Here is a 23,388-nt window from a genome sequence, read left to right as displayed (position 1 = left end):
GCAGGGTTGTAAGGCGCGGGCATGAAACTTAGCGATTTTGATTTCCATCTGCCCGAAGACCTGATCGCCACGCGGCCGGCCAGCCCGCGTTCCTCTGCACGTCTGCTGGTGGCGCAGGGGGATGCAATCACGGACAGCCATGTTTTCGACCTGCCCGATTTTCTGCGGCCAGGTGACCGGCTGGTGTTGAATGACACACGGGTCATTCCGGCGCGACTGAACGGCCGGCGCCACCGAGACAGCGCGCAGGGGCCGGTTTCCGCAGGGATCGAGGCCACTTTGCTTGATCCACAGGCCGATGGCACGTGGTCTGCGTTGATCAAGCCGCTCAAGAAGGTGAAGCTTGGGGAAGAGATTGTCTTCTCGGATGATCTCAGCGCCACGCTGGACAGGGTTGCGGATGGCCAGGCGTATCTGCGCTTCAATCTCAGCGGCGAGGATTTCGACGCGGTGCTGGATCAAGCCGGAGCAATGCCTCTGCCGCCCTACATCGCAGCCAAACGTCCGGCTGATGAACGGGACAAGACGGACTATCAGACCATCTGGGCAAATCATTCCGGTGCCGTGGCCGCCCCGACCGCATCATTGCATTTCGATGAGGCGCTGATGAAGGCGCTGGCAAAACGGGGGGTAAGCTTCACGCATGTGACGCTTCATGTGGGGGCAGGGACTTTTCTTCCGGTCAAGGTTGAGGATGTCACAACACACAAGATGCATGCTGAGTGGGGGCAGGTAAGCCCCGACGCCGCCGCTGAGATACAGGCAACCAAGGTCGCCGGCGGGCGGGTGATCCCGGTGGGGACAACGGCTTTGCGACTGATCGAAAGTGCGGCAAGGTCAGGAAAGATCGAACCCTGGGAAGGCGAAACGGATATCTTCATCTATCCAGGTTTTGAATTCCATGTCACTGACGCATTGATGACCAATTTTCACCTGCCGAAATCCACGTTGCTCATGCTGGTTTCGGCGCTGATGGGGCAGGATCGGATGCGCGATGTCTACGCGCATGCCATCGCCCGGAAATACCGGTTCTTTTCCTATGGCGACGCGTCGCTTTTGATCCCTTGAGAGGCGCGGAAACAGCATCGCGGATCGGGAATGTCGTAGACAAGCGCGACGTAGGCGGTCTTTGATCGCAGAACGACACTAAAATCAGGTTGGCACTAGTCGGAGGCCCCAATGATTCAGGTCCTTTCCAGCGCATGGGCGCTGCTGCTCGGCATGGGGTTGCTGATGGTCGGAAACGGCCTTCAGGGCACGATTCTGGGTGTGCGGGGTGAGATCGAAGGCTTTTCGACCCTCGAGATGTCTTTTGTCATGTCGGCCTATTTTCTGGGCTTTCTGGGCGGCTCACGCCTTGCGCCCGAGATGATCCGGCGCGTTGGCCACGTGCGGGTCTTTGCGGCCCTTGCGTCGTTTATTTCGGCCGTGATGATCATGTATCCCATGCTGACCAACCCGATCGCGTGGGCTTTGGGCCGGGTGGTGATCGGATTCTGTTTTTCGGGCGTCTATGTCACCGCTGAAAGCTGGCTCAACAATGCGGCCAGCAATGAAAATCGCGGGCAGGCGCTGTCGCTCTATATGATCGTACAGATGACGGGGATCATCAGTGCGCAGGCGCTTGTTCTTGTCGGCGACCCGGCCGGTTACGAGACGTTTGTGATCGCCTCGATCCTGGTTTCAGTGTCCTTCGCACCGATTTTGCTGTCGATCTCGCCGACACCGGCCTTTGATACCACCAAACCGATGACCCTGAAGCAACTACTGGAAACCTCGCCTCTAGGCTGCGTGGGCATGTTTCTTCTGGGGGGTGTGTTTTCCGCGCAGTTCGGCATGGCGGCGGTGTATGGCGCCCGGGCAGGGCTGTCGCTTGTTGAAATTTCGACCTTCGTTGCGGCGTTTTATATCGGCGCTGTGGTTCTGCAATACCCTTTGGGCTGGTTCTCTGACCGTATGGATCGCCGCTTTCTGATCCTGCTTGTGGCGCTCGCCGGTGCCGGTGGCGCAACGATCGCTATGATGATGGGCGGATCGTTTCCAATTCTGCTTGCTTCGGCTTTCCTGATCGGCGGTATGTCCAACCCGCTATATTCACTGCTGATCGCGCATGCGAATGACTTTCTGGATCACGAGGACATGGCGGCCGCATCCGGTGGGTTGGTATTCATCAACGGTCTGGGCGCGATTGCCGGGCCGGTGATCACCGGCTGGCTGATGGGGGATGCCGTATTCGGGCCACCGGGCTTTTTTCTCTTTATTGCGGCACTGTTACTCGCAATGGCACTTTACGCCCTGTATCGGACGACGCAGCGGGCATCGATACCCGTGGACGAAACCGGCACAATGTCGACGCTGTATCCAACAGCCTCGCCAGTTGCGTTTGAAGTGGCACAGGAAGTCGCCATCGAAGCCGCCGAGGCCGAACAGGCTGAGCAGGAAGATGCCTAGGACACAGGATTATGTCGCAAGTGTTGCAATATGTTACTGTAACAGTTCTGTAAAACGGCCTTAAATGACGTTACGTCCAAACTACGGGCACAAGACGGAGTTTAAGGCAATGGTAACGCCTGAAGAAGTATTGAGTTTTTGGTTAGATGAGGTGGGTCCAAAGGGCTGGTACATAGAGGATGAAGCGCTGGATTCAGAAATCCGCGCACGTTTTCAATCAACGTGGGAGGCTGCGGCCGAGGGCAAGTTTTCGCTCTGGCTGACCTATCCCAGCGGGTCACTGGCTTACATAATTTTGACGGACCAGTTTCCACGCAACATGTTCCGCGGGCAAGCGCGTGCTTTCGCGACGGACCGAGCGGCCCTGGCGGCTGCGAAATGCGCGGTGGACAGAGGTTGGGACAAGAAGATCGATGAACCGGCCCGGCAGTTCTTTTACCTGCCGATGATGCATTCGGAAAATCTGTGTGATCAGGAACGCTGCGTGCGTCTGATCTGTCAGAACCTAAGCGGCGATACAAGCAATCTGCTGCACGCCCGTGCGCATCGTGAAGTGATCCGCAAGTTCGGTCGTTTCCCTTACCGGAACAAAGCACTGTCGCGCAGCTCGACCCCCCATGAAGAGGCTTACGTCGACATGGGCGGCTATGGCAGCACTGTGCGAGAGCTGCAAGCAATGGCCTGAGACCGTACAAAGGTTTTGCGCCTCTGTTGTTAGTGCGGTGGCTTCAGGCTCCCGGCTCGCATCCTTTGAACGACAAGACGCGTTCGGACGCGACGTCTGCTCCGGTCTGTATGGCCTGGGCGATCAAAACCTCTGGTGTCTCTGCAAGTTCTGTGAATCGCTCCTGCGCAGTTTGTAGCTTTTGTTCAACCGCGTTCAGGCGGCGCAATGTTGCCTGGATATTTTGAGCGGTTTGACTGTCCGTAACTTGGTTTTCCCTCATCAGCGTCGTTAAATCACCGCGCAACGCGGAAAGCTCGCCCCAAATGCCCTTCGCTTCATCCCGAATAGGGGCAAGAACTTGCACTGTCTCTGAGAATTCCGCCGAGACGCTTTCGACTTTCGATGCCAGCTTCCAGCCTAAAAACAAGCACAGCGCCACAAGTATCAAAGTTGCGTTTAGCAGAGCAAGCGCCAGATCTTTTAGTGTTTTGGCCATGGTAAACCCCTTGAATTCAATGTGTTCACAAATGTCCGAGCGGCGTCGGCGTTTCTGTTCTAGCCATAGCATGGGCCTGCGTATAGGCTGAAATCCGCATATTCAGGTAAGGTTTACCCTGCGTCTCATTTGTCGCGGGAACGCGTGTTGATGCGTTTCTGAAAATAGTTTAATGGTAAACTAAATTTTCACCACCTGCGCCGAGAGGAACACATGGCTGCACAATCCTATGATCTGATCGTAATCGGGGCTGGCCCCGGTGGCTATGTCGCCGCCATCCGTGCGGCCCAGCTTGGACTGAAAACCGTCGTGGTCGAGCGGGAGCACCTCGGTGGCATCTGCCTGAACTGGGGGTGCATTCCCACCAAGGCATTGCTGCGGTCCTCCGAAGTGTTCCACCTGATGGAACGCGCCAAGGATTTCGGATTGAAGGCCGACAAGATCGGTTACGATCTGGACGCGGTCGTCAAAAGATCCCGTGGCGTTGCCGGGCAGCTTTCGGGCGGCATCGGCCATCTGCTGAAAAAGAACAAGGTCGCCGTGGTGATGGGGGAGGCGACGATCCCCGCAAAAGGCAAGGTCAGCGTCAAGACCGATAAGGGCACCGAAGAACTGACGGCCAAGAACATCATTCTTGCAACCGGCGCACGGGCCCGCGAACTGCCCGGTCTCGAGGCTGACGGCGATCTGGTCTGGACGTACAAGCACGCGCTGCAACCACCCCGGATGCCAAAGAAGCTGCTGGTCATCGGCTCGGGCGCGATCGGAATCGAATTTGCCAGTTTCTACAACACGCTGGGGGCCGACACGACGGTGGTCGAGGTGATGGACCGCGTGTTGCCCGTGGAAGATGCGGAAATCAGTGCCTTGGCCAAGAAAGCCTTCACCAAGCAAGGCATGACCATCATGGAAAAAGCCATGGTCAAGCAGTTGGATCGCGGCAAGGGCAAGGTCACCGCTCATATCGAGGTCAAGGGCAAGGTTGAAAAGCACGAGTTCGACACCGTTATCTCGGCTGTCGGGATTGTTGGGAATGTCGAAAACCTCGGGCTCGAGGCGCTGGGCGTCAAGATCGACCGCACGCATGTGGTGACGGATGAATATTGCCGCACCGGCGTCGATGGCCTTTATGCGATCGGTGACATCGCGGGCGCGCCCTGGCTTGCACATAAAGCCAGCCACGAAGGTGTCATGGTTGCCGATCTGATCGCGGGCCAGCATGCGCATCCGGTCAAGCCCGAAAGCATCGCCGGATGTACCTATTGTCAGCCGCAAGTGGCCTCGGTGGGATATACCGAAGCCAAGGCCAAAGAGCTGGGCTATGACATCAAAGTCGGTCGCTTCCCCTTCATCGGCAACGGCAAGGCCATTGCTCTGGGCGAACCGGAAGGTCTGATCAAAACCGTGTTCGACGCCAAGACAGGCGAACTGCTGGGGGCCCATATGATCGGCGCGGAAGTCACGGAACTGATTCAGGGCTATGTGGTTGGGCGGCAGCTGGAGACCACCGAAGAAGACCTGATGAACACGGTCTTCCCGCACCCGACTCTGTCAGAAATGATGCATGAAAGCGTGTTGGACGCTTATGGCCGCGTGATCCACATGTAACGTCATACGCGTGTTGCGGTCGGACAGGGGGCTCTGCCCCCGCCTTGCTGCGCGCGGCTCCCCCGGGATATTTTGGGCCAGATGAACAAGGGATCCTTTATTCATCTGGCGTCAAATATCCCGGAGCGCGAGGCAGAGCCTCGCTGAAATCCGTTACTTGTTCAAAGCATCCAGAATGCGGGCCCACGAACGGATGCCCTTGTGAAAGCTTTTGACGTCGTATTTCTCATTCGGCGAATGGATGGCGTCGTCCTCGTTGGCATAGCCGACCAGCATCGAATCCAACCCCAGAACGGTATTGAAATACCCGACGACGGGGATCGAGCCGCCCATGCCGGTAAACACCGCTTCGCGGTCCCACTCGTCCGACAGTGCTTTGCGCGCGGCTTCGAATTCCGGGCGATCGATATTCATGACCGAAGCGGGCGAACCTTCCAGATCGTTGTCCCAGACAACTTTTGCATCCGGGGACAGGCGATCCTCGACATGTTTGCGGATCTTGTTGCGCAGCGCGTCGGGGTCCATGTCGCCGACCAGTCGGCACGTGATTTTACAATGCGCTTCCGAAGGGATAACGGTTTTCGAGCCTGCGCCATTGTATCCGCCCCACAGCCCGTTCACCTCAAGTGTCGGGCGCGCCCATTGCTGTTCGAGCGTCGAATAGGCTTTTTCGCCGTGCGGCTGGGTATAGCCGACCGAATTCAGATAATCCGCTTCATCGAAACCGCAATTCTGCCACTGGCGCAGCTGGTCCTGGGGCACTTCATGAACGCCTTCATAGAAACCATCGACCGCGACACGCCCGGTTTCGTCATCATAGAATGAGGCAACGATCTTCGACAGCTCGCGCAGCGGGTTCAACCCCGGGCCACCGTAATGGCCGGAGTGCAGATCGATGCGGGGCCCGATGATCGTGAACTCGTCCTTCAGCATGCCGCGAAGCTGCGCGGCAATCGACGGAACACCTCGCGACACCATGGATGTATCGCAAACCAGCGCCAGATCCGCTTTGAGTTCGGCCGCGTTTTCTTCGAGGAAGGGGACCAGCGAGGGTGAGCCGGATTCCTCTTCGCCTTCAAAGAAGAAGGTGATGCGGCAGGGTAGGGATCCGTGCACCGCTTTCCAGGCGCGGCAGGCTTCGACGAATGTCATCAATTGACCTTTGTCGTCCGATGCCCCGCGCCCGCGGATGACGGGGCCGTGCTCGGTATCTTCGATGGCGGGGTCAAACGGGTCGCGCGTCCAAAGGTTCAACGGATCGACGGGTTGCACATCATAATGGCCATAAAACAGGATATGGGGTGCATCCGAAGCCTCGCCCACATGGCCTACGACCATCGGGTGTCCCGGGGTTTCCCGTTTTTCTGCCGCAATTCCGATACTGTTGAGGTCGGCAACCAGCCAGTCGGCCGCACGGCTGACGTCGGCCTTGTACGCGGGATCGGTTGAGATCGAAGGGATGCGCAGCAGCTCCATCAGGCGGTCGATCGAGGTTTGCAGATCTTCGTCAATCCGGTTCAGCACGGTGTCTAGCGACATGGGGATCTCCTGCTTGTCTGTGTTCGCGCGAACCCTAGCAGCGTTGACAGCGCCGTCCAGAGCGGTTGATCTGAATTGTTCATGCAATCACAAGCCCGCAAATGACGTTGCGCGGGCTGCGTCGTTTCCACGCGTCCGATAGCCGGAACTATACTTGCCGTGAGCATTGCAAACTTATATTTGATGCAAATCAAAGTTGGGTTCACCTGTTCGGCTGTAACCAGCTGAATAAAGTAACACAAAGCTGCTGATACAGGTTAAGCTGTGGGATGTGGCAGACTAATTGCCCAGGGAAACCGGAAATGGGCATTCAAGGAGGGTCCGTTGGACTATACTGCTCAGCTCGACTCAGCGATTGCCAGGCTGCATGACGAAGGACGTTACCGGACCTTTATCGATATCGAACGTCGCAACGGACACTTTCCGCACGCGGTACGCACGCGCCCGGACGGCTCGCAGCAGAACATCACCGTATGGTGTGGCAATGACTATCTGGGCATGGGCCAGCACCCTGTTGTTCTGAACGCAATGCACGAGGCGGTCGAAGCCGCAGGTGCGGGATCGGGCGGTACGCGCAACATCTCGGGAACAACGGTCTATCACAAACGGCTCGAGGCCGAGCTGGCAGATCTGCATGGCAAGGAAGCCGCGCTTTTGTTCACCAGTGCTTATATCGCCAACGACGCCACGCTCAGCACGCTGCCCAAGCTGTTCCCGGGGCTGATCATCTATTCTGACGCGCTGAACCATGCTTCGATGATAGAAGGGGTGCGCCGAAACGGCGGGGCCAAGCGCATCTTCCGTCATAACGACTTGGCGCATCTGCGCGAATTGCTTGAGGCGGACGATCCCGCCGCACCCAAGCTGATCGCGTTCGAGTCCGTCTACTCGATGGATGGCGATTTTGGTCCAATCGAAGAAATCTGCGATCTGGCAGATGAATTCGGCGCGCTGACCTATATCGACGAAGTGCACGCGGTGGGCATGTATGGCCCGCGCGGCGGCGGCGTGACCGAGCGTGACCGGCTGGCACATCGGATCGACATCATCAATGGCACTCTGGCCAAGGCCTATGGCGTCATGGGGGGCTATATCGCCGCCAGCGCAAAGATGTGCGATGCCGTGCGGTCTTATGCGCCGGGCTTTATCTTTACGACATCGTTGCCGCCGGCAGTTGCCGCAGGGGCTGCTGCATCCGTTGCGCACCTGAAAACCGCGTCTGAGCTGCGCGAGCAGCACCAGACTCAGGCGAAGATTCTCAAGCTGCGGCTGAAGGGAATGGGCCTTCCGCTGATCGACCACGGCAGCCATATCGTGCCTGTGATCGTCGGCAATCCGGTGCACACCAAAAAGCTCAGCGATATGCTGCTGGACGATTATGGCATTTACGTGCAACCGATCAATTTCCCGACCGTCCCGCGCGGAACCGAGCGTCTGCGTTTTACCCCGTCTCCGGTGCATGGACCCGACGAAATGAACCGTCTGGTGCAGGCGATGGACGAACTTTGGTCACATTGTGCGCTAAATCGCGCCGAACTTGCCGGATAACCTAACGCCAAAGTGTGCAACGAGTTTGCCGCGTGTTAAGCTTACGCTAACAAAACGAGTAGACGAATCGTTCTGGGGATGATTCGCCACTTACGCGAAATACGCGACAGGCAGAATGGGGCAGCAGGGATGATTGGGCGCAGATCTCAGCGCGAATCCGAAGAGGACGTAGATGTCAGACCAAAAGGGTTTGACGACTACGAAGTTCGCCTAGGCGACAAGATGCGCGGTGAACGCGCAACGATGGGCAAATCTCTTCTGGATGTTCAGCGCGAACTGCGGATCAAAGCCAACTATATCGCTGCAATTGAAAACGCCGACCCCGATGCGTTTGATACACCCGGCTTTATCGCCGGGTATGTGCGTTCCTATGCGCGCTATCTGGGTATGAACCCCGATGAGACCTTCGCGACTTTCTGCGAGGAAAGCGGATTTGAGGTCGCGCATGGCATGTCCGCAGAGGCCTCGGTGGTGCGGAAACCTTCGGGGGCTCTACCTGCGCGCGGTCCGATGGGGCGGGATCCATTCATCTCGCCCAATACGCCCTATATTCCGGGCAAGGAGTCTTTGGTCAGTCAGATTGAACCCCGCGCAATCGGCTCGTCGCTGGTTTTGCTGGCGGTGATTGGTGGCATTGGCTATGGCGGTTGGGCTGTTCTGAACAAGATTCAGCAAGTACAGGTCAGCCCGGTTGAACAGGCACCGGTGGTTCTGTCTGATCTGGATCCACTGGATGCGGCGCGCAGCAACGTGTCTGATGACGCTGCACAAGTGGCGAATGCCGAAGCATTGGACCGTCTCTATCGTCCGCAGGCGCTGGATGTTCCGGTGCTGGTCTCGCGGGATGCTCCGATCTCAACGCTTGATCCGCGCGAGGTTGGAACCTTCCGCCCGCCCGAATTGCCGCAGTTCGAAGTGGCTGAACTGCACACGGTCGAAAAACCTGCCCTGCCGCAAGTGGTCGAACAGATCGACACCACGCTCAAGATCGTGGCCGTTGATCCCGCCTGGATGCGTGTGACGGCTGCGGATGGCAGCGTCATTTTCGAAGGTACGCTGGGAACCGTCGAGCAAGGCAGTGTATTCGAAGTGCCCCTGACGGAAGAACCGCCGACATTGCGTGCGGGCGCGTCGGGATCGGTATATTTCGCGATGAACGGTGAGCATTACGGCCCGGCGGGTGCTCCGGGCACGGTCGCCAAGGGTGTTGTTCTGTCGAAAGACGCCGTGTCCGAGGCCTATGCCGTCGCCGATCTGGAGGCGGAACAGAACAGTGCGCTCAAGCAACTGGTGGCGGAACTGCAAACCGAGGCGACAGAAACGCCTGCCGAGTGATCTAGCCATTGCGATAACCCGGTTGCCGAACTATCTACAATCGCAACTCAGGCAGACGCGGATCCGTCCTTATGTCCCTCAATCACGTGCGCCCATGGCGCGACATCTATCGTCGTAAATCCCGTCAAATTATGGTCGGCAACGTCCCCGTCGGTGGCGATGCACCCATTGCCGTTCAAACCATGACCAACACGCTGACCACCGATGTGGCGGCGACCGTGGCGCAGGTACAGGCCGCGGCTGAGGCCGGCGCGGACATCGTTCGCGTATCGGTTCCTGACGAAGCGTCGTCCAAGGCGTTGAAACAGATCGTTCGGGAAAGCCCGGTGCCCATCGTGGCGGATATTCATTTCCACTATCGGCGCGGGATCGAGGCCGCCGAAGCGGGCGCTGCCTGTCTGCGCATCAATCCCGGCAATATCGGCGACGAAACCCGCGTAAAAGAAGTCATCCAGGCGGCGCGCGACCACAACTGTTCGATCCGCATCGGCGTGAACGCGGGCAGCCTGGAAAAGCACCTGCTTGAGAAATATGGCGAGCCGTGCCCCGAGGCGATGGTCGAAAGCGGGCTGGAACATATCCGCATCCTTCAGGACAATGATTTTCACGAGTTCAAGATCAGCGTAAAGGCCAGCGACGTGTTCCTGTCCGCCGCGGCCTATCAAGGTATTGCCGAGGCGACGGATGCCCCCATCCACCTGGGCATTACCGAAGCGGGGGGGCTGGTCAGCGGCACGATCAAATCGGCCATCGGCCTTGGCAACCTGCTGTGGATGGGGATCGGCGACACGATCCGCGTCAGCCTGTCTGCTGATCCGGTGGAAGAGGTCAAGGTCGGGTTTGAAATCCTCAAATCCCTTGGCCTGCGCCATCGGGGCGTCAACATTATCTCGTGCCCATCCTGCGCGCGGCAGGGTTTTGATGTCATCAAAACCGTCGAGGCGCTGGAACATCGCCTTGAACACATCAAGACGCCGATGAGCCTGTCGATCATCGGATGCGTGGTCAACGGGCCGGGTGAAGCGCTGATGACCGATGTTGGTTTCACCGGCGGCGGGGCAGGGTCCGGCATGGTCTATCTGGCCGGCAAAGCCAGCCACAAGATGTCGAACGACCAGATGATCGATCACATCGTGGAAGAGGTCGAGAAAAAGGCGGCTGAACTGGATGCGGCGGCTGAAGCGGCTGAAGCGGCTGAATAGCTTGTTTCTCCGCGACATTTAAAAACCGGGCATCTGTTGTGTAGCGCAATGGATGCCGCCACCCAGCTCTCCCAGCACATCCACGTCAAGCGTCACGACTTCACGACCGGGGTGGTGTTTTGCAAGCGTTTCCGACGCGATCCTGTCAGTTTCCGAGTCTCCGAACCGGGCCGCAATCACACCGCCATTGCAGACGTTGTAATTGGCATAAGAGGCCACGAAATCCAGGTTTTCGACACGGCGGAAATGCGGCTCGGGTATCACGTCCATGTCGATGCCCGCGGCAATGAGACGATCATGGGTGTCCAGCGCGGCCATGTGGAAAGGATCATCTTTGTCCGGTTCATCCGGCAAGTTGATGATGCCGCGACCGGGGCCGGTAAACCGGGCCAGACTGTCAATGTGATAGTCGGTGATGTCTTCGCCCCAGACACCTTCGGACCAGATCATGCGTTTGGCCCCATAGGCCGCCAACAACCGGGCTTCGATATCGTCCCGAGTGAGGCCGGGATTGCGGTCGTCATTCACCCACGAGCTTTCATGCGCCATAAGTGTCCCATGCCCATCCTGCTCGACGCCACCGGCTTCGCCGATCAGCCCGGTCGGCAACAGGGGCAGACCCAGCCTTTCGGCCACTCTGCCGGCAATTTTCGCATCATGTGCGTGAACCTGTTTTCTTCCCCACCCATTGAACTGGATCTGTTGGACCGCAAGCGCGCCACGGTCGTTGATCGCAAAGACCGGGCCTGCGTCCCGGCACCACAGATCTTCGGTCGGGACATCCCAGATCTCGACCGCCGCAGAAAGCCGTTTGCTGATGTCTGCGTGATGTTCCGATCCGGCGAGCATTGTGACGGGTTCAAAAGCAGAGATCGTGTTTGCGATTTCCGCAATGGTCCCCTGTACCAATTCCAAAAAAACGGGGTCGGGATAGACGGTGCGGCTTACCGGCCATTGCATGAAAGTGCGATCATGCCGGGCGTCTTCGGCCGGCACGTGGAAGCCTGTCGCGGACTGCGCAATAGACTGGCCAGAGAAACCCGTCATACCCAACGCTCCTCCGGCCACCAGAAATTCCCGCCGTTTCATGGCACGTCGCCGACAGATCCGGCCTTAGCCGCGTTCGGCACGTATACCGTTAACGATCTGCTGCATCTGATCGGCTGGCAAATAGCCACGCAGCATCTCTGTGCCCAACACGAACGAAGGCGTGCCCGAGATCTGCATCCGCTGGGCCAGAGCACGGGTGCGCGCAATCTCATCCGTAACGCGATCGCTGTCCATCGCCGCGATGATCTCGTCGCTGTTCAGCCCCAAACCGTCCGAGATGCGGCGCAGGGCAACTTCGGTTGGCTCGCCGGTGAATTCCAGCAGGGCATCATGGACCTGCTTGTATGCGTCGTCGCCCGCCACGTGTTTGGTGGCCAAGGCAAAACGTGAGGACAGCACAGACGCATCACCCAGAATGGGGAATTCCTTGATCACAAGGCGGATGTTGCCGTCTTCTGCCAGCAGGCTGGTAACTTCGGGAACGGCACGGCGGCAATAGCCACACCGGTAGTCCATGAACTCGACCAGCGTGATGTCGCCATCCGGGTTGCCGCCAACCCAGCTGTACCCGTCATCAAACAGTTCATCCGCATTGGCGGCGACCAGTTCTTTGTCCGCCGCGGCTTCGGCGACGGCATTGCGCTCTTCCAGTATGTTGATGGCTTCGATGATCACTTCGGGGTTTTCCAGCAGGTATTCGCGCACCTGGGCACCAAATTCCGCCTTCTCGGCATCGTTCATCGCATTCAAGTCCAGCGCCTGCGCCGAGGTCGCCGCCATGGAAAGCCCCAGAAGGGCGGGTGCAGCATGTCTGAGGATCATTTCCGTTTCCTTTTGTCTTTGTCGAGTCGTTCCGCCGCAATCAACACGTCTTGTGCCCTTTGCCAACCCGGTGAACCTTCGGGCAGTCGTGCCACGGCGCGTTTCGCGTGAATTCCGGCATCTTTCAACCGCCCTTGCAGCGCATACCGCTCTGCCGTCACGGTGGATGCCATACCATCATTGCCAACCTGAGCATAGGCCACACCCAGATCCTGCAACAGCCTGGCGTTCCGGTAGTCCCGGGCGCGGGCTTTTTCCAGCACGCTCAGGGCCTGTTTGGTTTGACCCTGCGCCAGCAACGCCCGCCCGTATCCAGCCAGGATAAGCGCATCGTTCGGAGCCATTTCAACAGCGTTCCCATACGCTTCAACAGCCGCGCCTATTTGCCTGTTTTCCAGCAGAATTTGCCCTTTCAGGTCATAATAGTAGGGGTCGTTCGGGCGCAGCGCCAGTGCCTCGTCGATGGCACGGCGCGCGCGATCCAAATCACGGTTCTGATGATGGGCCGAAGCCTCGCGCATCAGGCGGATGTCCTGAGCGGTTTCTTCTTTGGCGCGCCGTAATGTCCAACTGGGTGAGCGTAAAAAGGCCGACAGTTTGCCTTTGACGCGGGCAAACCAGTAATCGGCATTGGCATTCGGAACGGCCTTGTCGCCGAACTCATCCAGAAACGCTTCGGCGGCGCGCAATCGTTCACGACTGGTGGGATGCGACCGCATGTACGGGTCCTGATTGGCGACGCTCAACAATTCCTGACCCGCGAATTTTCTGTGCAGCTCGACCATGCCGCTGGGGGAAATCTGAGCCCATCGCAGATAGCTTGCGGCGCTTCGGTCGGCCGAGGCCTCTTCGGCGCGGGTATGGCCCAGAAAGCTGCGGATTGCGGCGCCTTGGGTGCCTGCGGCGATGCCAATGGCAGCTTCACCCCCTCCGGCCGCAGCCGCAAGAAGGGCCAAAGCGGTACCAAGGCCTGCATTGCGCCGCGCCGCCTTCAGGTTTTCGGCACGCCGGGCCAGATGGCCGTTCGCGATATGCGCGGCCTCATGCGCGATCACCGCTTGCAGCATTTCGGGGCTTTCGACCGTAAGGATCAGCCCGTAATTCAAATAGATGGCGTTGTAGTCGATGACGAATGCATTGAACGTGTTGTCATTGACCACAAGGATTTGAACCCGATTGGTGTTCAGACCGGCGGCACGCAGAACCGGAAAGGCCAGCTCGCGCAGGCCACGCTCGATATCGGGGTCGCGGATCAGGCTTTGCCCATGGGATTGCGTTGCCGCCGCCAGCCAGACACCAACCGACAGGATCAGAGCCGGGATTGACGTCAGCAGGGATACGCGTTCAAAAGCCATGGCTGCAACATGGGAGATGGGCATGAGAAACTCAACCCGGTCCGGGGTCGATCCCTTCATCGTGATGGACGTGATGGAGGCCGCGCGCCGTGCGGAAGAAGCGGGCCGCCATGTGATTCACATGGAAGTTGGCCAGCCCGGAACCGGCGCCCCCAAGGGCGCGACCGAGGCGCTGGCCAAGGCGATGGATCAAAGCCCGTTGGGCTATACGGTGTCTCTGGGTTTGCCTGCACTGCGAAAGCGTGTCGCGCAGCTTTATGGTGAGTGGTACCATGTGGACCTGAACCCGGGGCGCGTGGTCATCACGCCCGGATCGTCCGGCGGGTTTCTGCTGGCTTTCACGGCATTGTTCGACAGCGGGGATCGCGTCGGAATCGGTGCGCCGGGGTATCCGTCTTATCGCCAGATTCTCAGGGCACTTGGATTGGTGCCGGTCGATCTGCCGACCGCGCCTGAAAACCGTCTGCAACCCGTGGCAGCGGATATTCAGGGAATGGGCCTGAAGGGGCTGATGGTGGCGTCTCCGGCGAATCCTACCGGCACGATGCTGGATCACGCCGCCATGGGGTCGCTGATCGAAGCCGCACACGGGCAGGGGGCATCCTTCATCAGCGACGAAATCTACCATGGTCTGGAATACGAGGCCAAGGCCGTGACCGCGCTGGAACTGACGGATGAGTGCTATGTGATCAACTCGTTTTCCAAGTATTTCTCGATGACCGGTTGGCGCGTGGGCTGGATGGTCGTGCCTGAGGATCAGGTGCGCGTGGTCGAGCGGATAGCCCAGAACATGTTCATCTGCGCGCCGCATGCCAGTCAGGTCGCCGCACTGGCCGCGATGGATTGCGAGGACGAACTGCAAGCCAATCTGGACGTGTACCGCCGAAACCGCGCCCTGATGCTGGACGGGCTGCCCAAGGCGGGCTTTACGAAAATCGCGCCTCCGGACGGGGCTTTCTATGTATATGCCGACGTGTCTGACCTGACCGATGACAGCCGCGCATTTGCGGCCGAGATTCTGGAAAAGGCCGGGGTCGCGGTCACGCCGGGTCTGGATTTCGATCCGCAGCGCGGCCATACGACGTTGCGTTTTTCCTATGCGCGTTCGACGGCCGACATTCAGGACGGGCTGGAACGGTTGCGCGTTTTCATGACCGAGCGGAAGGTGATCGGAGAACCTGCCTGAGCCGTTCACAAATCAGCCCTTGTGGTATAGGCTGCCCGGCAAACGATCTCGGGAAAACTTGAGGCCATGAGCAGGATCTTCATTTGCATCGCCCTGATCTGGGCGCTGTGCGGCAGTGCCGTCGCGCAGGATTTCAGCGCGCTGGCACGCGTTCAGCCCGACCAAAGCCGCATCACGGATGTGGGGCGAACTGGCGTTCGCGTGGATATCGGCCTGAGCCAGGGGGTGCCGTACCGGATCTTCACCTTGCAGGATCCGTACCGGATGGTTCTGGACTTCAACGAAGTGGATTGGACCGGGCTGAACCGAACGGATTTCCTGCAATCCGAACGCGTCAGCGGCGTGCAATTCGGAGCCTATGTTCCGGGTTGGTCGCGGCTGGTGTTGGAACTGGGCGCTCCGATGGCCGTAGACTCTGCCGTATTGTCAGTTTCCGAGGTTTCGGGGGCGGCTTTGCTGTCTCTCAACCTCAAGGGCACGGATTTTGATACGTTCAACGCAACCGCAGGTGCGCCGCGCAACCCGGGATGGGACCTGCCGGAGCCAGCTGATGTGCCGCAGGCATCGGCGCGCTCGGCAGACCGGCCGTTGCGCGTGATGCTCGATCCGGGGCATGGCGGGATTGATCCGGGTGCCGAAATCGACGGCGTTGATGAAAAAACCCTGATGCTGACCTTTGCCCGCGAACTGCGCGAAGTTCTCTTGCGATCAGGAGGTTATGAGGTGGTCCTGACCCGGGTTGACGACCAGTTCGTCTCGTTGGAGCGCCGGATTGCCCTGGCGCATCGGGCTGGCGCGGATCTGTTCATTTCGCTGCATGCGGATTCCCTTTCGGAAGGTCAGGCCCATGGGGCTGCCGTCTATACCCTGTCGGCCGATGCTTCGGATGTGGCCAGTTCAAAACTGGCCGAGCGGCATGATCGGGGGGATTTGATCTCGGGTATCGATCTGAATGGTGCCGATGATCAGGTGGCCGATGTTCTACTTGATCTGGCGCGCCAGGAAACGATGCCGCGGACCAGGTCCTTGGCCAGCGCGATCGCCAACGGGATGGCCCAGCAAGGCGGGCCGATGAACCGAAAACCGCTGCGGACCGCTTCGTTCTCGGTGCTCAAGGCGGCCGATATTCCGTCTGTTTTGGTCGAACTTGGATTTCTGTCGAGCCCCAGAGATCGAGAAAACCTCAGGGATTCGGAATGGCGGGCGAAAATGGCCTTGGGTATCTTTCAGGGGATCGAAGACTGGCGTCAGCAGGATGTGATCCGCAAATCCCTGATTGGCCAGTGACCTTGCGACGTAAAACGGCTAGAATACGCTTGGTGTTTTGACCCTTGGGCGGTGCAACACTATATAGGCACCACCGCGAGAAAAAGGCAGTAACGTGATCCGGTTCATTCTTTCGTTTTTCGGGGCGATCTTCAGTATCGTTACCTTGGGTATTTTCATGGTCGCACTGGTGATCGGTGCGGTCTTCTGGATGTATGGCCGGGACCTGCCCAGCCACGAATCCCTGGCCCAGTACAAGCCCCCGACGATCAGCCGGATCTATTCGGGCGAAGGTCAGTTGATCGACGAATTTGCGCAGGAACGCCGCCTGTTCACGCCGTCCGCGGAAATTCCCGATCTGGTGAAGCAGGCGTTTATTTCGGCGGAAGACAAGAATTTCTATACCCATCAGGGTTACGACCCACGCGGCATCGTCGCGGCAGGTGTCGAAGCGGTGCGCACCAAAGGCGGTACCGTGCGCGGTGCGTCGACCATTACGCAGCAGGTGATGAAGAACTTCCTGTTGTCGGGCGACCGCCGGGCGGAACGCAAGATCAAGGAAATCATCCTGGCCACCCGGCTCGAGGATACCCTGGACAAGGAGCAGATCCTTGAGCTCTACCTGAACGAGATCTTTCTGGGTCAGAACTCGTACGGTGTGACGGCCGCCGCGCAGACCTATTTCAACAAGACCTTGCAGGAACTGGCCCCGCACGAGGCCGCGATGCTGGCCGCGATGCCCAAGGCGCCGTCGGATTACCACCCGGTTCGGGAAAAGGAACGCCTGCTGGCCCGCCGAAACTATGTGCTGCGCGAGATGTACCAGAACGGTCACATCGATCAGGCGACCTATGAGTCCGAGGTCGAGATGCCGCTGCGCTCGGTTCAGAACGGCGATTTCGAAAGCTTCCGCACCGCATTGCCGCCGCGCGACTACTTCACCGATGAAATCCGTCGCCAACTGAGCGAGGACTTTGGTGAAGGTGAGTTCTTTACCGGCGGCTTCACGGTTCGTGCGTCGGTGGACGAGGAAATGCAGGTCGAGGCCGCAAAGGCCCTGCGCACGGCGTTGCAAAAATATGACCGGTCGCGCGGGAAATGGCGCGGCTCCGGCGAAGTGATCTCGGAAGAAAAACTGGCGGATGAAGCGCAGTGGCGCGAGGCGCTGTCGCTTCTGGAAATCCCGCGCGATGTGGTGCTGCCGACGCGCTGGTATCCCGCCGTGGTTCTGAATGTCTCGGATCAGCAACTTACCGTCGGGATCGAAGACGGCCCTGCGGATGGCACCATTCCGCGGTCCGATATCAAGTGGATGCAGGGTGATTTTGCGGCGAACTTCAAGCGCGGTGATGTGATCCTCGTTGTCGAGGGCGAAGAGGGGCAGTGGTCTGCCCGTCAGGTGCCCGAAGTTCAGGGCGCCTTTGTGGCGATGGATGTGAACTCGGGCCGCGTTCTGGCGATGCAGGGCGGGTTTTCTTATCAGGATACCGTTTTCAACCGCGCCACGCAGGCACAGCGCCAGCCGGGGTCCAGCTTCAAACCCTTTGTCTATGCCGCCGCGCTGGACAGCGGATACAGCCCGGCAACCATCGTTGTGGACGCACCGATCGAGGTGAACACGCCACAGGGCTTGTGGCGGCCCAAGAACTCGTCGAACAAGTTCTACGGGCCGACGCCCTTGCGCACCGGGATCGAGCAGTCGCGGAACCTGATGACCATCCGTCTGGCCCAAGAGGTCACGATGCCGGTGGTTGCAGGCTACGCCGAACGCTTTGGCGTCTATGACCGGATGGGCGCGTTCCTTGCAAACTCGCTGGGGTCCGAAGAAACGACGCTGTACAAGATGGTCGCGGCTTATGCGATGTTCGCGAACGGGGGTCAGCGGGTTGAACCCACACTGGTCGACCGTATTCAGGACCGGTTCGGCAAGACCATCTATCGTCATGATGATCGTCAATGCCTGAATTGCAACTCGACCTGGCTCGAGCCCGACGAGGCCCCAACCCTTGTCACGGACCGCGCGCAGGTCATGGATGCCATCACGGCCTATCAGCTGACGTCCATGATGAAAGGCGTGGTGGATCGCGGCACCGCCTCGCGCTATGTGAACCTGCCGGTGCCGACGGCCGGCAAGACCGGAACCACCAACGAATCCAAGGATGCGTGGTTCATCGGCTTCACCTCGAACATCGTGGCTGGCTGCTATATCGGTTACGACCGCCCGCGCCCGATGGGACGGGGGGCTTATGGTGGTACCTTGTGCGGCCCGGTGTTCCAGAGCTTCATGGAAAAAGCCGTCGAAAAGTATGGCGGTGGGCCATTCAAGGTTCCAGAAGGTGGTCACTTTATCAAAATCGACCGTTTCAGCGGCGCCCGCCTGCCGGATGACGCCACTGGCGACTATGTCGTGGCCGAGTTCTTCCGCGACGGTGTCGATGGGTTCATCGACCGTGTTTATGACGGTGGTTTTGCGATTGGTTCCGACCTGCCTTTGTTCGAGGAAGCGCAGCGCGCAGGTGTGCAGGTTCAAACCTCCACCGGTCAAACCATCACGGTCGGCCCCAAGGCCACGCAAGGCGATCTGAGTACCGGCGGTCTTTACTAATCGGCCACGTCCAGAAAAAGGCGCAAAAGGTCGGCTTCCGGGTCGTTTTCGATGGCACCTTCGGATCGCCAGCAGATGGACAAGGCGCATTTGACGGCTGCCCATTGGGCCAGCCGTTTCTCTGAAACATTCATGGCTTCGGAATAGAGCGACAGGCAGGTTTCGATCTGCCGGGGATCGCGCACCAATTCGGTCATGCCTTTTGGGTGCCGCAGTGCATTTGCCAGTTCAAAGGCCGGATCTCCTGCATATCCTTTGGCATCGAAAACCCGCGGGCCATTGTGGGTCAGAATAATGTTGTCCGGGTGAAGATCCCCGTGCAGGGGTACCGGCGTGGGCTGGCTGATCAACAGGTGCTGACCCAGATTCGTGGCAGACAGCACGTCCTTGCGTAGAAGGGTTGGGCAGGCCGGAGCAAAGGCGCAGCCGAACAAAGGGGCGACCACCTGGTTCAGGGGTTACAAGCCACCGACGTCAGCGGTGGCCTTCCCATGCAGGCGCGCCGCCGTTTCTGCAAGGATCGCAACAGCGTCTTCAGGGCGTCCTGCCCGCGCAATGTCCCCCAAAGACGGGCCTTCCAGCCATTCCATCAGAACGGCATTCCGTTCCTCGTTGAGAACCCGAACCGCTCCCCGGTCATGCCAGGCCTTCAACAAAGCGGTCCCGGGTTCTTCGTTGCCGCGATCCGGTCTGCGATAGAGTTTCAGGGCGGCCGGCCCGTGTTCCGACTGTACCTTCCACACCCGCGCCTGGGCTGTCTCGGCAACCAGTTCCGGTTGATGCAATTCCCATCGGTCCAGAAACTCTTTGAATGTGCCTTGCATTCACGCTCAGCCCGTCTTGTGGTGTCTCGCACCTCTTGCTATCACGCAGGCCTGATTGAGCAAGTTGGGACAAGACCATGCGCGCCGAAACCCAAAACACTGTGGCGGAAATCGAAAAGTCGCTGGAGCTGCTGGCGCAGCGCATGGACTATGAGACCGCGCCGCATCGCCTTGAGGAATTCAATGCGCGTGTCGAAGATCCCAACCTGTGGGACAATCCCGAAAAGGCGCAGAAACTGATGCGCGATCGGCAGATGCTGGTCGACGCGATCGAGACCTACGAGGCCATCAAAACCGATCTAAGCGACAATATCGAACTGATTGAGCTGGGCGAACTGGAAGAAGACGAAGAAGTTGTCCAGGACGCCGAAGCCGCGATCAAGGCGCTTCAGGCCAAGGCCGCGAAGAAAGAGCTTGAGGCCCTGCTTGACGGTGAGGCCGACAGCAACGACACCTTCCTCGAGATCAACTCGGGCGCGGGCGGAACCGAAAGCTGCGACTGGGCCTCGATGCTGGCGCGGATGTATGTGCGCTGGGCCGAGAAAAAAGGCTATACGGTCGAGCTTCAGTCCGAAACCCCGGGCGAAGAGGCAGGGATCAAATCCGCTGCGTACAAGATTTCGGGGCACAACGCTTATGGCTGGCTGAAATCCGAAAGCGGCGTACATCGGCTGGTGCGGATTTCGCCTTTTGACTCGGCGGCCAAGCGGCACACTTCGTTCTGTTCGATCTGGGTCTATCCCGTGGTCGACGACAATATCGAGATCGAGGTGAACCCCGCCGATATCCGCATCGACACCTACCGGTCATCGGGTGCCGGTGGTCAGCACGTTAACACCACGGACTCGGCCGTGCGGATCACGCACATTCCAACCGGGATTGTCGTGACCTCGTCCGAGAAGTCGCAGCACCAGAACCGCGATATCGCCATGAAGGCTCTGAAATCGCGCTTGTATCAACTGGAACTGGACCGCCGGAACGCCGACATAAACGCGGCACACGAGGCCAAGGGGGATGCGGGCTGGGGCAACCAGATCCGGTCATATGTTTTGCAGCCCTACCAGATGGTCAAAGACCTGCGGACCAATTACGAGACCTCGGATACCAAGGGTGTTCTGGACGGAGATCTGGACGGCTTCATGGCGGCCACACTGGCCCTGAACGTGGCGGGCAAGAGCCGCTCCGAGGCCCAGGGCGACAGCTGAGGTGAAGCGTTACAGCCCTTTCCTGAACGTTCTGAAAGGGCATTGGCAGCTTATCCTCATCACGGCCCTGGTGTTTTTGCTCTGGAATACACCGGTTGCGGTTCCACTGAAGATACTGGTCGTCTTTCTGCATGAGTTGTCTCATGCGGTGACGATCCTGATGACGGGCGGTTCTGTCGAGAGCTTTTCGATCTCACCACAACAGGGCGGCGTTGTCGTCGGCCGGGGCGGCAATCGCTTTCTCAGCCTGTCTGCCGGGTATCTTGGTTCACTGGCGCTTGGCATGGCCCTTTTGATCCTTGCCTTGCGAACAAGGGCCGACCGCGCCGTTCTGGCGGGTTTTGGTGGTGTTATGTGTCTGGTGGCGGTGCTGTATATCCGCGACCCGTTCGCCCTTGTTTTCAGCATCGGAACCGGGGCTGCGATGATTGCTGCGGCGTGGTATCTGCGTCCCGATGCAAGCGATCTGGTGCTGCGTGTGATCGGATTGACCAGTATGATCTATGTCCCTTTCGACATCTTCGATGACACGATCCGACGGTCTGGCGCTCGTTCGGATGCATTCATGCTGGCCGAGGAATTCGGTGGCTCTGCCATGTTGTGGGGCGGGATCTGGCTGGTGCTCAGCTGCATCGTGATCGTTCTTTGCCTGCGCTACTGGCTTGGGGCTGACAGTAACCTGCATTTTCGCAGATCAGCGCGCTGACATTGCCGTCTGGGACGACGCTGAAAAGATACATTTAGACAGTGGGTTTAAATGATCCGAGCTGCCCGCTAGGCTGCCGGAAACGACAATGGATTGGCGCGTCATGGACCTGACCCGGATATCGGCTACAGACCTTTTGAAACAGTTGACTAACCGGCAGGTTTCAGCCTCGGACGTGATGCAGGCCACGCTGGATCGCATCGCCAAGGTCAATGGTGAGGTGAATGCCATCGTGGCGCTGAGGGATTCAGATGGTTTGATGGCCGAGGCGAAGGCCTGTGACGACGGCCCGATCACCGGCCCGCTGCACGGTCTTCCAATCGCAGTCAAGGATCTTGTGAATGTGGCGGGTGTCGTCTCGTCGCAAGGATCACCTGTTTTTCAAGACCACGTGCCAGCCAGTGACGATCTGATCGCCGCCCGGATGCGGCAAGCCGGTGCCATCCTGATCGGCAAAACCAATACGCCGGAATTTGGGCTGGGATCGCACACGTTCAATCCGGTCTATGGGGCAACGCGCAACCCTTATGATGCCAATCGTACCTGCGGTGGCTCATCCGGCGGGGCGGCGGTTGCTTTGGCGACGGGCATGGTTGCGCTGGCCGATGGCTCGGACATGATGGGCAGCTTGCGCAACCCTGCCGCCTGGAACAACGTTTATGGCTTTCGGCCAAGCTGGGGCAGGGTGCCTTCCGATCCCGTAGGGGACAGCTTTTTGCACCAGTTGTCGACACTGGGCCCCATGGCGCGCTGCCCCGAAGATCTGGGTGTTCTGCTTGATGTCATCTCGGGTCCGGACCCGCGCTTGCCGCTGGCCGTTGAAAGTGCGCCGGTGTCGCCGGTGACCGCCACAGATCTGCAAGGGCTGCGGATCGGGTGGCTTGGCGACTGGGGCGGCGCTTTTCCGACCGAGCCCGGTATTCTTGACATCTGTAAAGACGCGATGGACGTGTTCGAAACACGTGGCGCGCGGGTTGAGGACGTCGCCCCGCCTTTCGATGCCGAAAAACTCTGGACCAGCTGGATCACCCTGCGGTCGTTCAGCGTGGCCGCCGGGCTGGAACCCTTGGCGTCGCAAAAGGAAGATTTGAAAGATTCAGCACAATGGGAACTGGATCGGGGTTTGGCAATGAGTGCAATGGAGGTGCACCACGCCAGTGTCATCCGCTCGGAATGGTTCCGTTGCGCGGCGAACCTGTTCGAACAGTTTGACGCGTTGGTTCTGCCGTCTGCTCAGATCTGGCCGTTTTCGGTTGATTTGCCTTACCCGACAGAGATCGCGGGCCGGGCCATGGATACCTATCACCGATGGATGCATGTCACGATACCGGTCAGCCTGATCGGCCTGCCATGTCTTGCTGCGCCCGCGGGGTTTGGCACGCAGGGGCTGCCGATGGGGTTTCAATTGTTCGGGCCCAGTGGATCGGATCGGAAACTATTGTCAGTCGGTGCGGCTTACCACGCCGAAACCAATTGGCCGAACAAGCGGCCGGCGATGCCATAGCGCCGGTCAGGGAGGAGGA

At 59.0% G+C, this 23,388-nt stretch carries 18 protein-coding genes and 1 pseudogene; 13 read left to right on the top strand and 6 right to left on the bottom strand.

Features of this window, described 5'->3' with window-relative positions; all coding sequences use genetic code 11:
• Positions 1–21: 21 nt before the first annotated feature.
• The 3 genes from queA to GS614_RS03540 all read left to right on the top strand — a co-directional run bounded on the left by queA (position 22) and on the right by GS614_RS03540 (position 3,136).
• Positions 22–1,068, top strand: coding sequence for a tRNA preQ1(34) S-adenosylmethionine ribosyltransferase-isomerase QueA (queA, locus tag GS614_RS03550; RefSeq protein WP_171725522.1), 1,047 nt, complete (start codon positions 22–24; stop codon positions 1,066–1,068).
• A gap of 111 nt (positions 1,069–1,179) precedes the next feature.
• Complete coding sequence (locus tag GS614_RS03545; RefSeq protein ID WP_152458289.1) at positions 1,180–2,451, top strand: MFS transporter; 1,272 nt, start codon at positions 1,180–1,182, stop codon at positions 2,449–2,451.
• A 109-nt stretch (positions 2,452–2,560) separates the two neighbouring features.
• Entirely contained in the window at positions 2,561–3,136 is a 576-nt protein-coding gene (locus GS614_RS03540) for a DUF924 family protein (protein ID WP_152458288.1), read from the top strand.
• Between the two features lie 43 nt (positions 3,137–3,179).
• On the opposite strand, the gene GS614_RS03535 is transcribed toward GS614_RS03540, so the two are convergent.
• Positions 3,180–3,614, bottom strand: a complete 435-nt coding sequence (locus GS614_RS03535; RefSeq protein ID WP_171725521.1) for a hypothetical protein — start codon at positions 3,612–3,614, stop codon at positions 3,180–3,182.
• Positions 3,615–3,827: 213 nt separating this feature from the next.
• Here GS614_RS03535 and lpdA point away from each other — a divergent pair, with 213 nt between their 5' ends.
• Positions 3,828–5,222 (top strand): dihydrolipoyl dehydrogenase, encoded by a 1,395-nt coding sequence (gene lpdA, locus GS614_RS03530; RefSeq protein ID WP_171328054.1) that lies wholly within the window; start codon positions 3,828–3,830, stop codon positions 5,220–5,222.
• A gap of 153 nt (positions 5,223–5,375) precedes the next feature.
• Here the strand turns inward: lpdA and GS614_RS03525 are convergent, their stop codons facing one another.
• A complete protein-coding gene (locus GS614_RS03525; RefSeq protein ID WP_171725520.1) occupies positions 5,376–6,761 on the bottom strand; it encodes a dipeptidase in 1,386 nt (461 codons plus the stop codon).
• A gap of 324 nt (positions 6,762–7,085) precedes the next feature.
• Here GS614_RS03525 and hemA point away from each other — a divergent pair, with 324 nt between their 5' ends.
• From hemA to ispG, 3 genes are all read left to right on the top strand, one after another.
• The gene (gene hemA, locus GS614_RS03520) at positions 7,086–8,309 is read left to right on the top strand and encodes a 5-aminolevulinate synthase (protein ID WP_171328057.1); all 1,224 of its coding nucleotides are present in this window, start codon (positions 7,086–7,088) and stop codon (positions 8,307–8,309) included.
• Positions 8,310–8,438: 129 nt separating this feature from the next.
• On the top strand, positions 8,439–9,644 hold the full coding sequence (locus tag GS614_RS03515) for a helix-turn-helix domain-containing protein (protein ID WP_171725519.1): 1,206 nt from the start codon (positions 8,439–8,441) through the stop codon (positions 9,642–9,644).
• Between the two features lie 71 nt (positions 9,645–9,715).
• Positions 9,716–10,846, top strand: coding sequence for a flavodoxin-dependent (E)-4-hydroxy-3-methylbut-2-enyl-diphosphate synthase (ispG, locus tag GS614_RS03510; protein WP_171725518.1), 1,131 nt, complete (start codon positions 9,716–9,718; stop codon positions 10,844–10,846).
• Positions 10,847–10,864: 18 nt separating this feature from the next.
• Here ispG and GS614_RS03505 read toward each other — a convergent pair whose 3' ends face one another.
• From GS614_RS03505 to GS614_RS03495, 3 genes are read right to left on the bottom strand one after another with little or no spacing between them, the layout of a single operon-like run.
• The gene (locus GS614_RS03505) at positions 10,865–11,935 is read right to left on the bottom strand and encodes an agmatine deiminase family protein (protein ID WP_171725517.1); all 1,071 of its coding nucleotides are present in this window, start codon (positions 11,933–11,935) and stop codon (positions 10,865–10,867) included.
• 24 nt (positions 11,936–11,959) lie between these two features.
• Positions 11,960–12,718 carry a DsbA family protein gene (locus GS614_RS03500; RefSeq protein ID WP_171725516.1) on the bottom strand — a complete coding sequence of 253 codons (759 nt, stop codon included), beginning with the start codon at positions 12,716–12,718 and terminating at the stop codon, positions 11,960–11,962.
• Positions 12,715–14,097, bottom strand: a complete 1,383-nt coding sequence (locus GS614_RS03495) for a M48 family metalloprotease (RefSeq protein ID WP_171115447.1) — start codon at positions 14,095–14,097, stop codon at positions 12,715–12,717. Before GS614_RS03495 ends, GS614_RS03500 begins: the two co-directional genes overlap by 4 nt.
• On the opposite strand from GS614_RS03495, the gene GS614_RS03490 reads away from it, so the two are divergent.
• From GS614_RS03490 to GS614_RS03480, 3 genes are all read left to right on the top strand, one after another.
• Positions 14,096–15,259: a pyridoxal phosphate-dependent aminotransferase gene (locus GS614_RS03490; protein WP_171725515.1), complete on the top strand. Its 1,164-nt coding sequence runs from the start codon at positions 14,096–14,098 to the stop codon at positions 15,257–15,259. The genes GS614_RS03495 and GS614_RS03490 overlap by 2 nt on opposite strands.
• A gap of 66 nt (positions 15,260–15,325) precedes the next feature.
• Positions 15,326–16,546, top strand: a complete 1,221-nt coding sequence (locus GS614_RS03485; protein WP_171725514.1) for an N-acetylmuramoyl-L-alanine amidase — start codon at positions 15,326–15,328, stop codon at positions 16,544–16,546.
• 94 nt (positions 16,547–16,640) lie between these two features.
• Positions 16,641–19,130 carry a PBP1A family penicillin-binding protein gene (locus GS614_RS03480; RefSeq protein WP_171328064.1) on the top strand — a complete coding sequence of 830 codons (2,490 nt, stop codon included), beginning with the start codon at positions 16,641–16,643 and terminating at the stop codon, positions 19,128–19,130.
• Here GS614_RS03480 and GS614_RS22045 read toward each other — a convergent pair.
• Positions 19,127–19,954: pseudogene (locus GS614_RS22045) on the bottom strand (aminoglycoside phosphotransferase family protein). The gene GS614_RS03480 and the pseudogene GS614_RS22045 sit on opposite strands and share 4 nt — an antisense overlap.
• Positions 19,955–20,031: 77 nt before the next feature.
• Between GS614_RS22045 and prfB the strand changes: the two are divergent.
• The 3 genes from prfB (at position 20,032) to GS614_RS03455 (ending at position 23,369) form a co-directional block, all read left to right on the top strand.
• A complete protein-coding gene (gene prfB, locus GS614_RS03465) occupies positions 20,032–21,159 on the top strand; it encodes a peptide chain release factor 2 (RefSeq protein ID WP_171328070.1) in 1,128 nt (375 codons plus the stop codon).
• A 1-nt stretch (position 21,160) separates the two neighbouring features.
• Positions 21,161–21,865, top strand: a complete 705-nt coding sequence (locus tag GS614_RS03460; RefSeq protein ID WP_367396906.1) for a M50 family metallopeptidase — start codon at positions 21,161–21,163, stop codon at positions 21,863–21,865.
• A 103-nt stretch (positions 21,866–21,968) separates the two neighbouring features.
• Entirely contained in the window at positions 21,969–23,369 is a 1,401-nt protein-coding gene (locus GS614_RS03455) for an amidase (protein ID WP_171725926.1), read from the top strand.
• Positions 23,370–23,388: the final 19 nt, after the last annotated feature.

Source organism: Ruegeria sp. HKCCD6604, assembly GCF_013110635.1.
In the GTDB taxonomy this organism is placed as follows: domain Bacteria; phylum Pseudomonadota; class Alphaproteobacteria; order Rhodobacterales; family Rhodobacteraceae; genus Ruegeria.
This window is presented reverse-complemented; position numbering and strand designations above follow the sequence as displayed.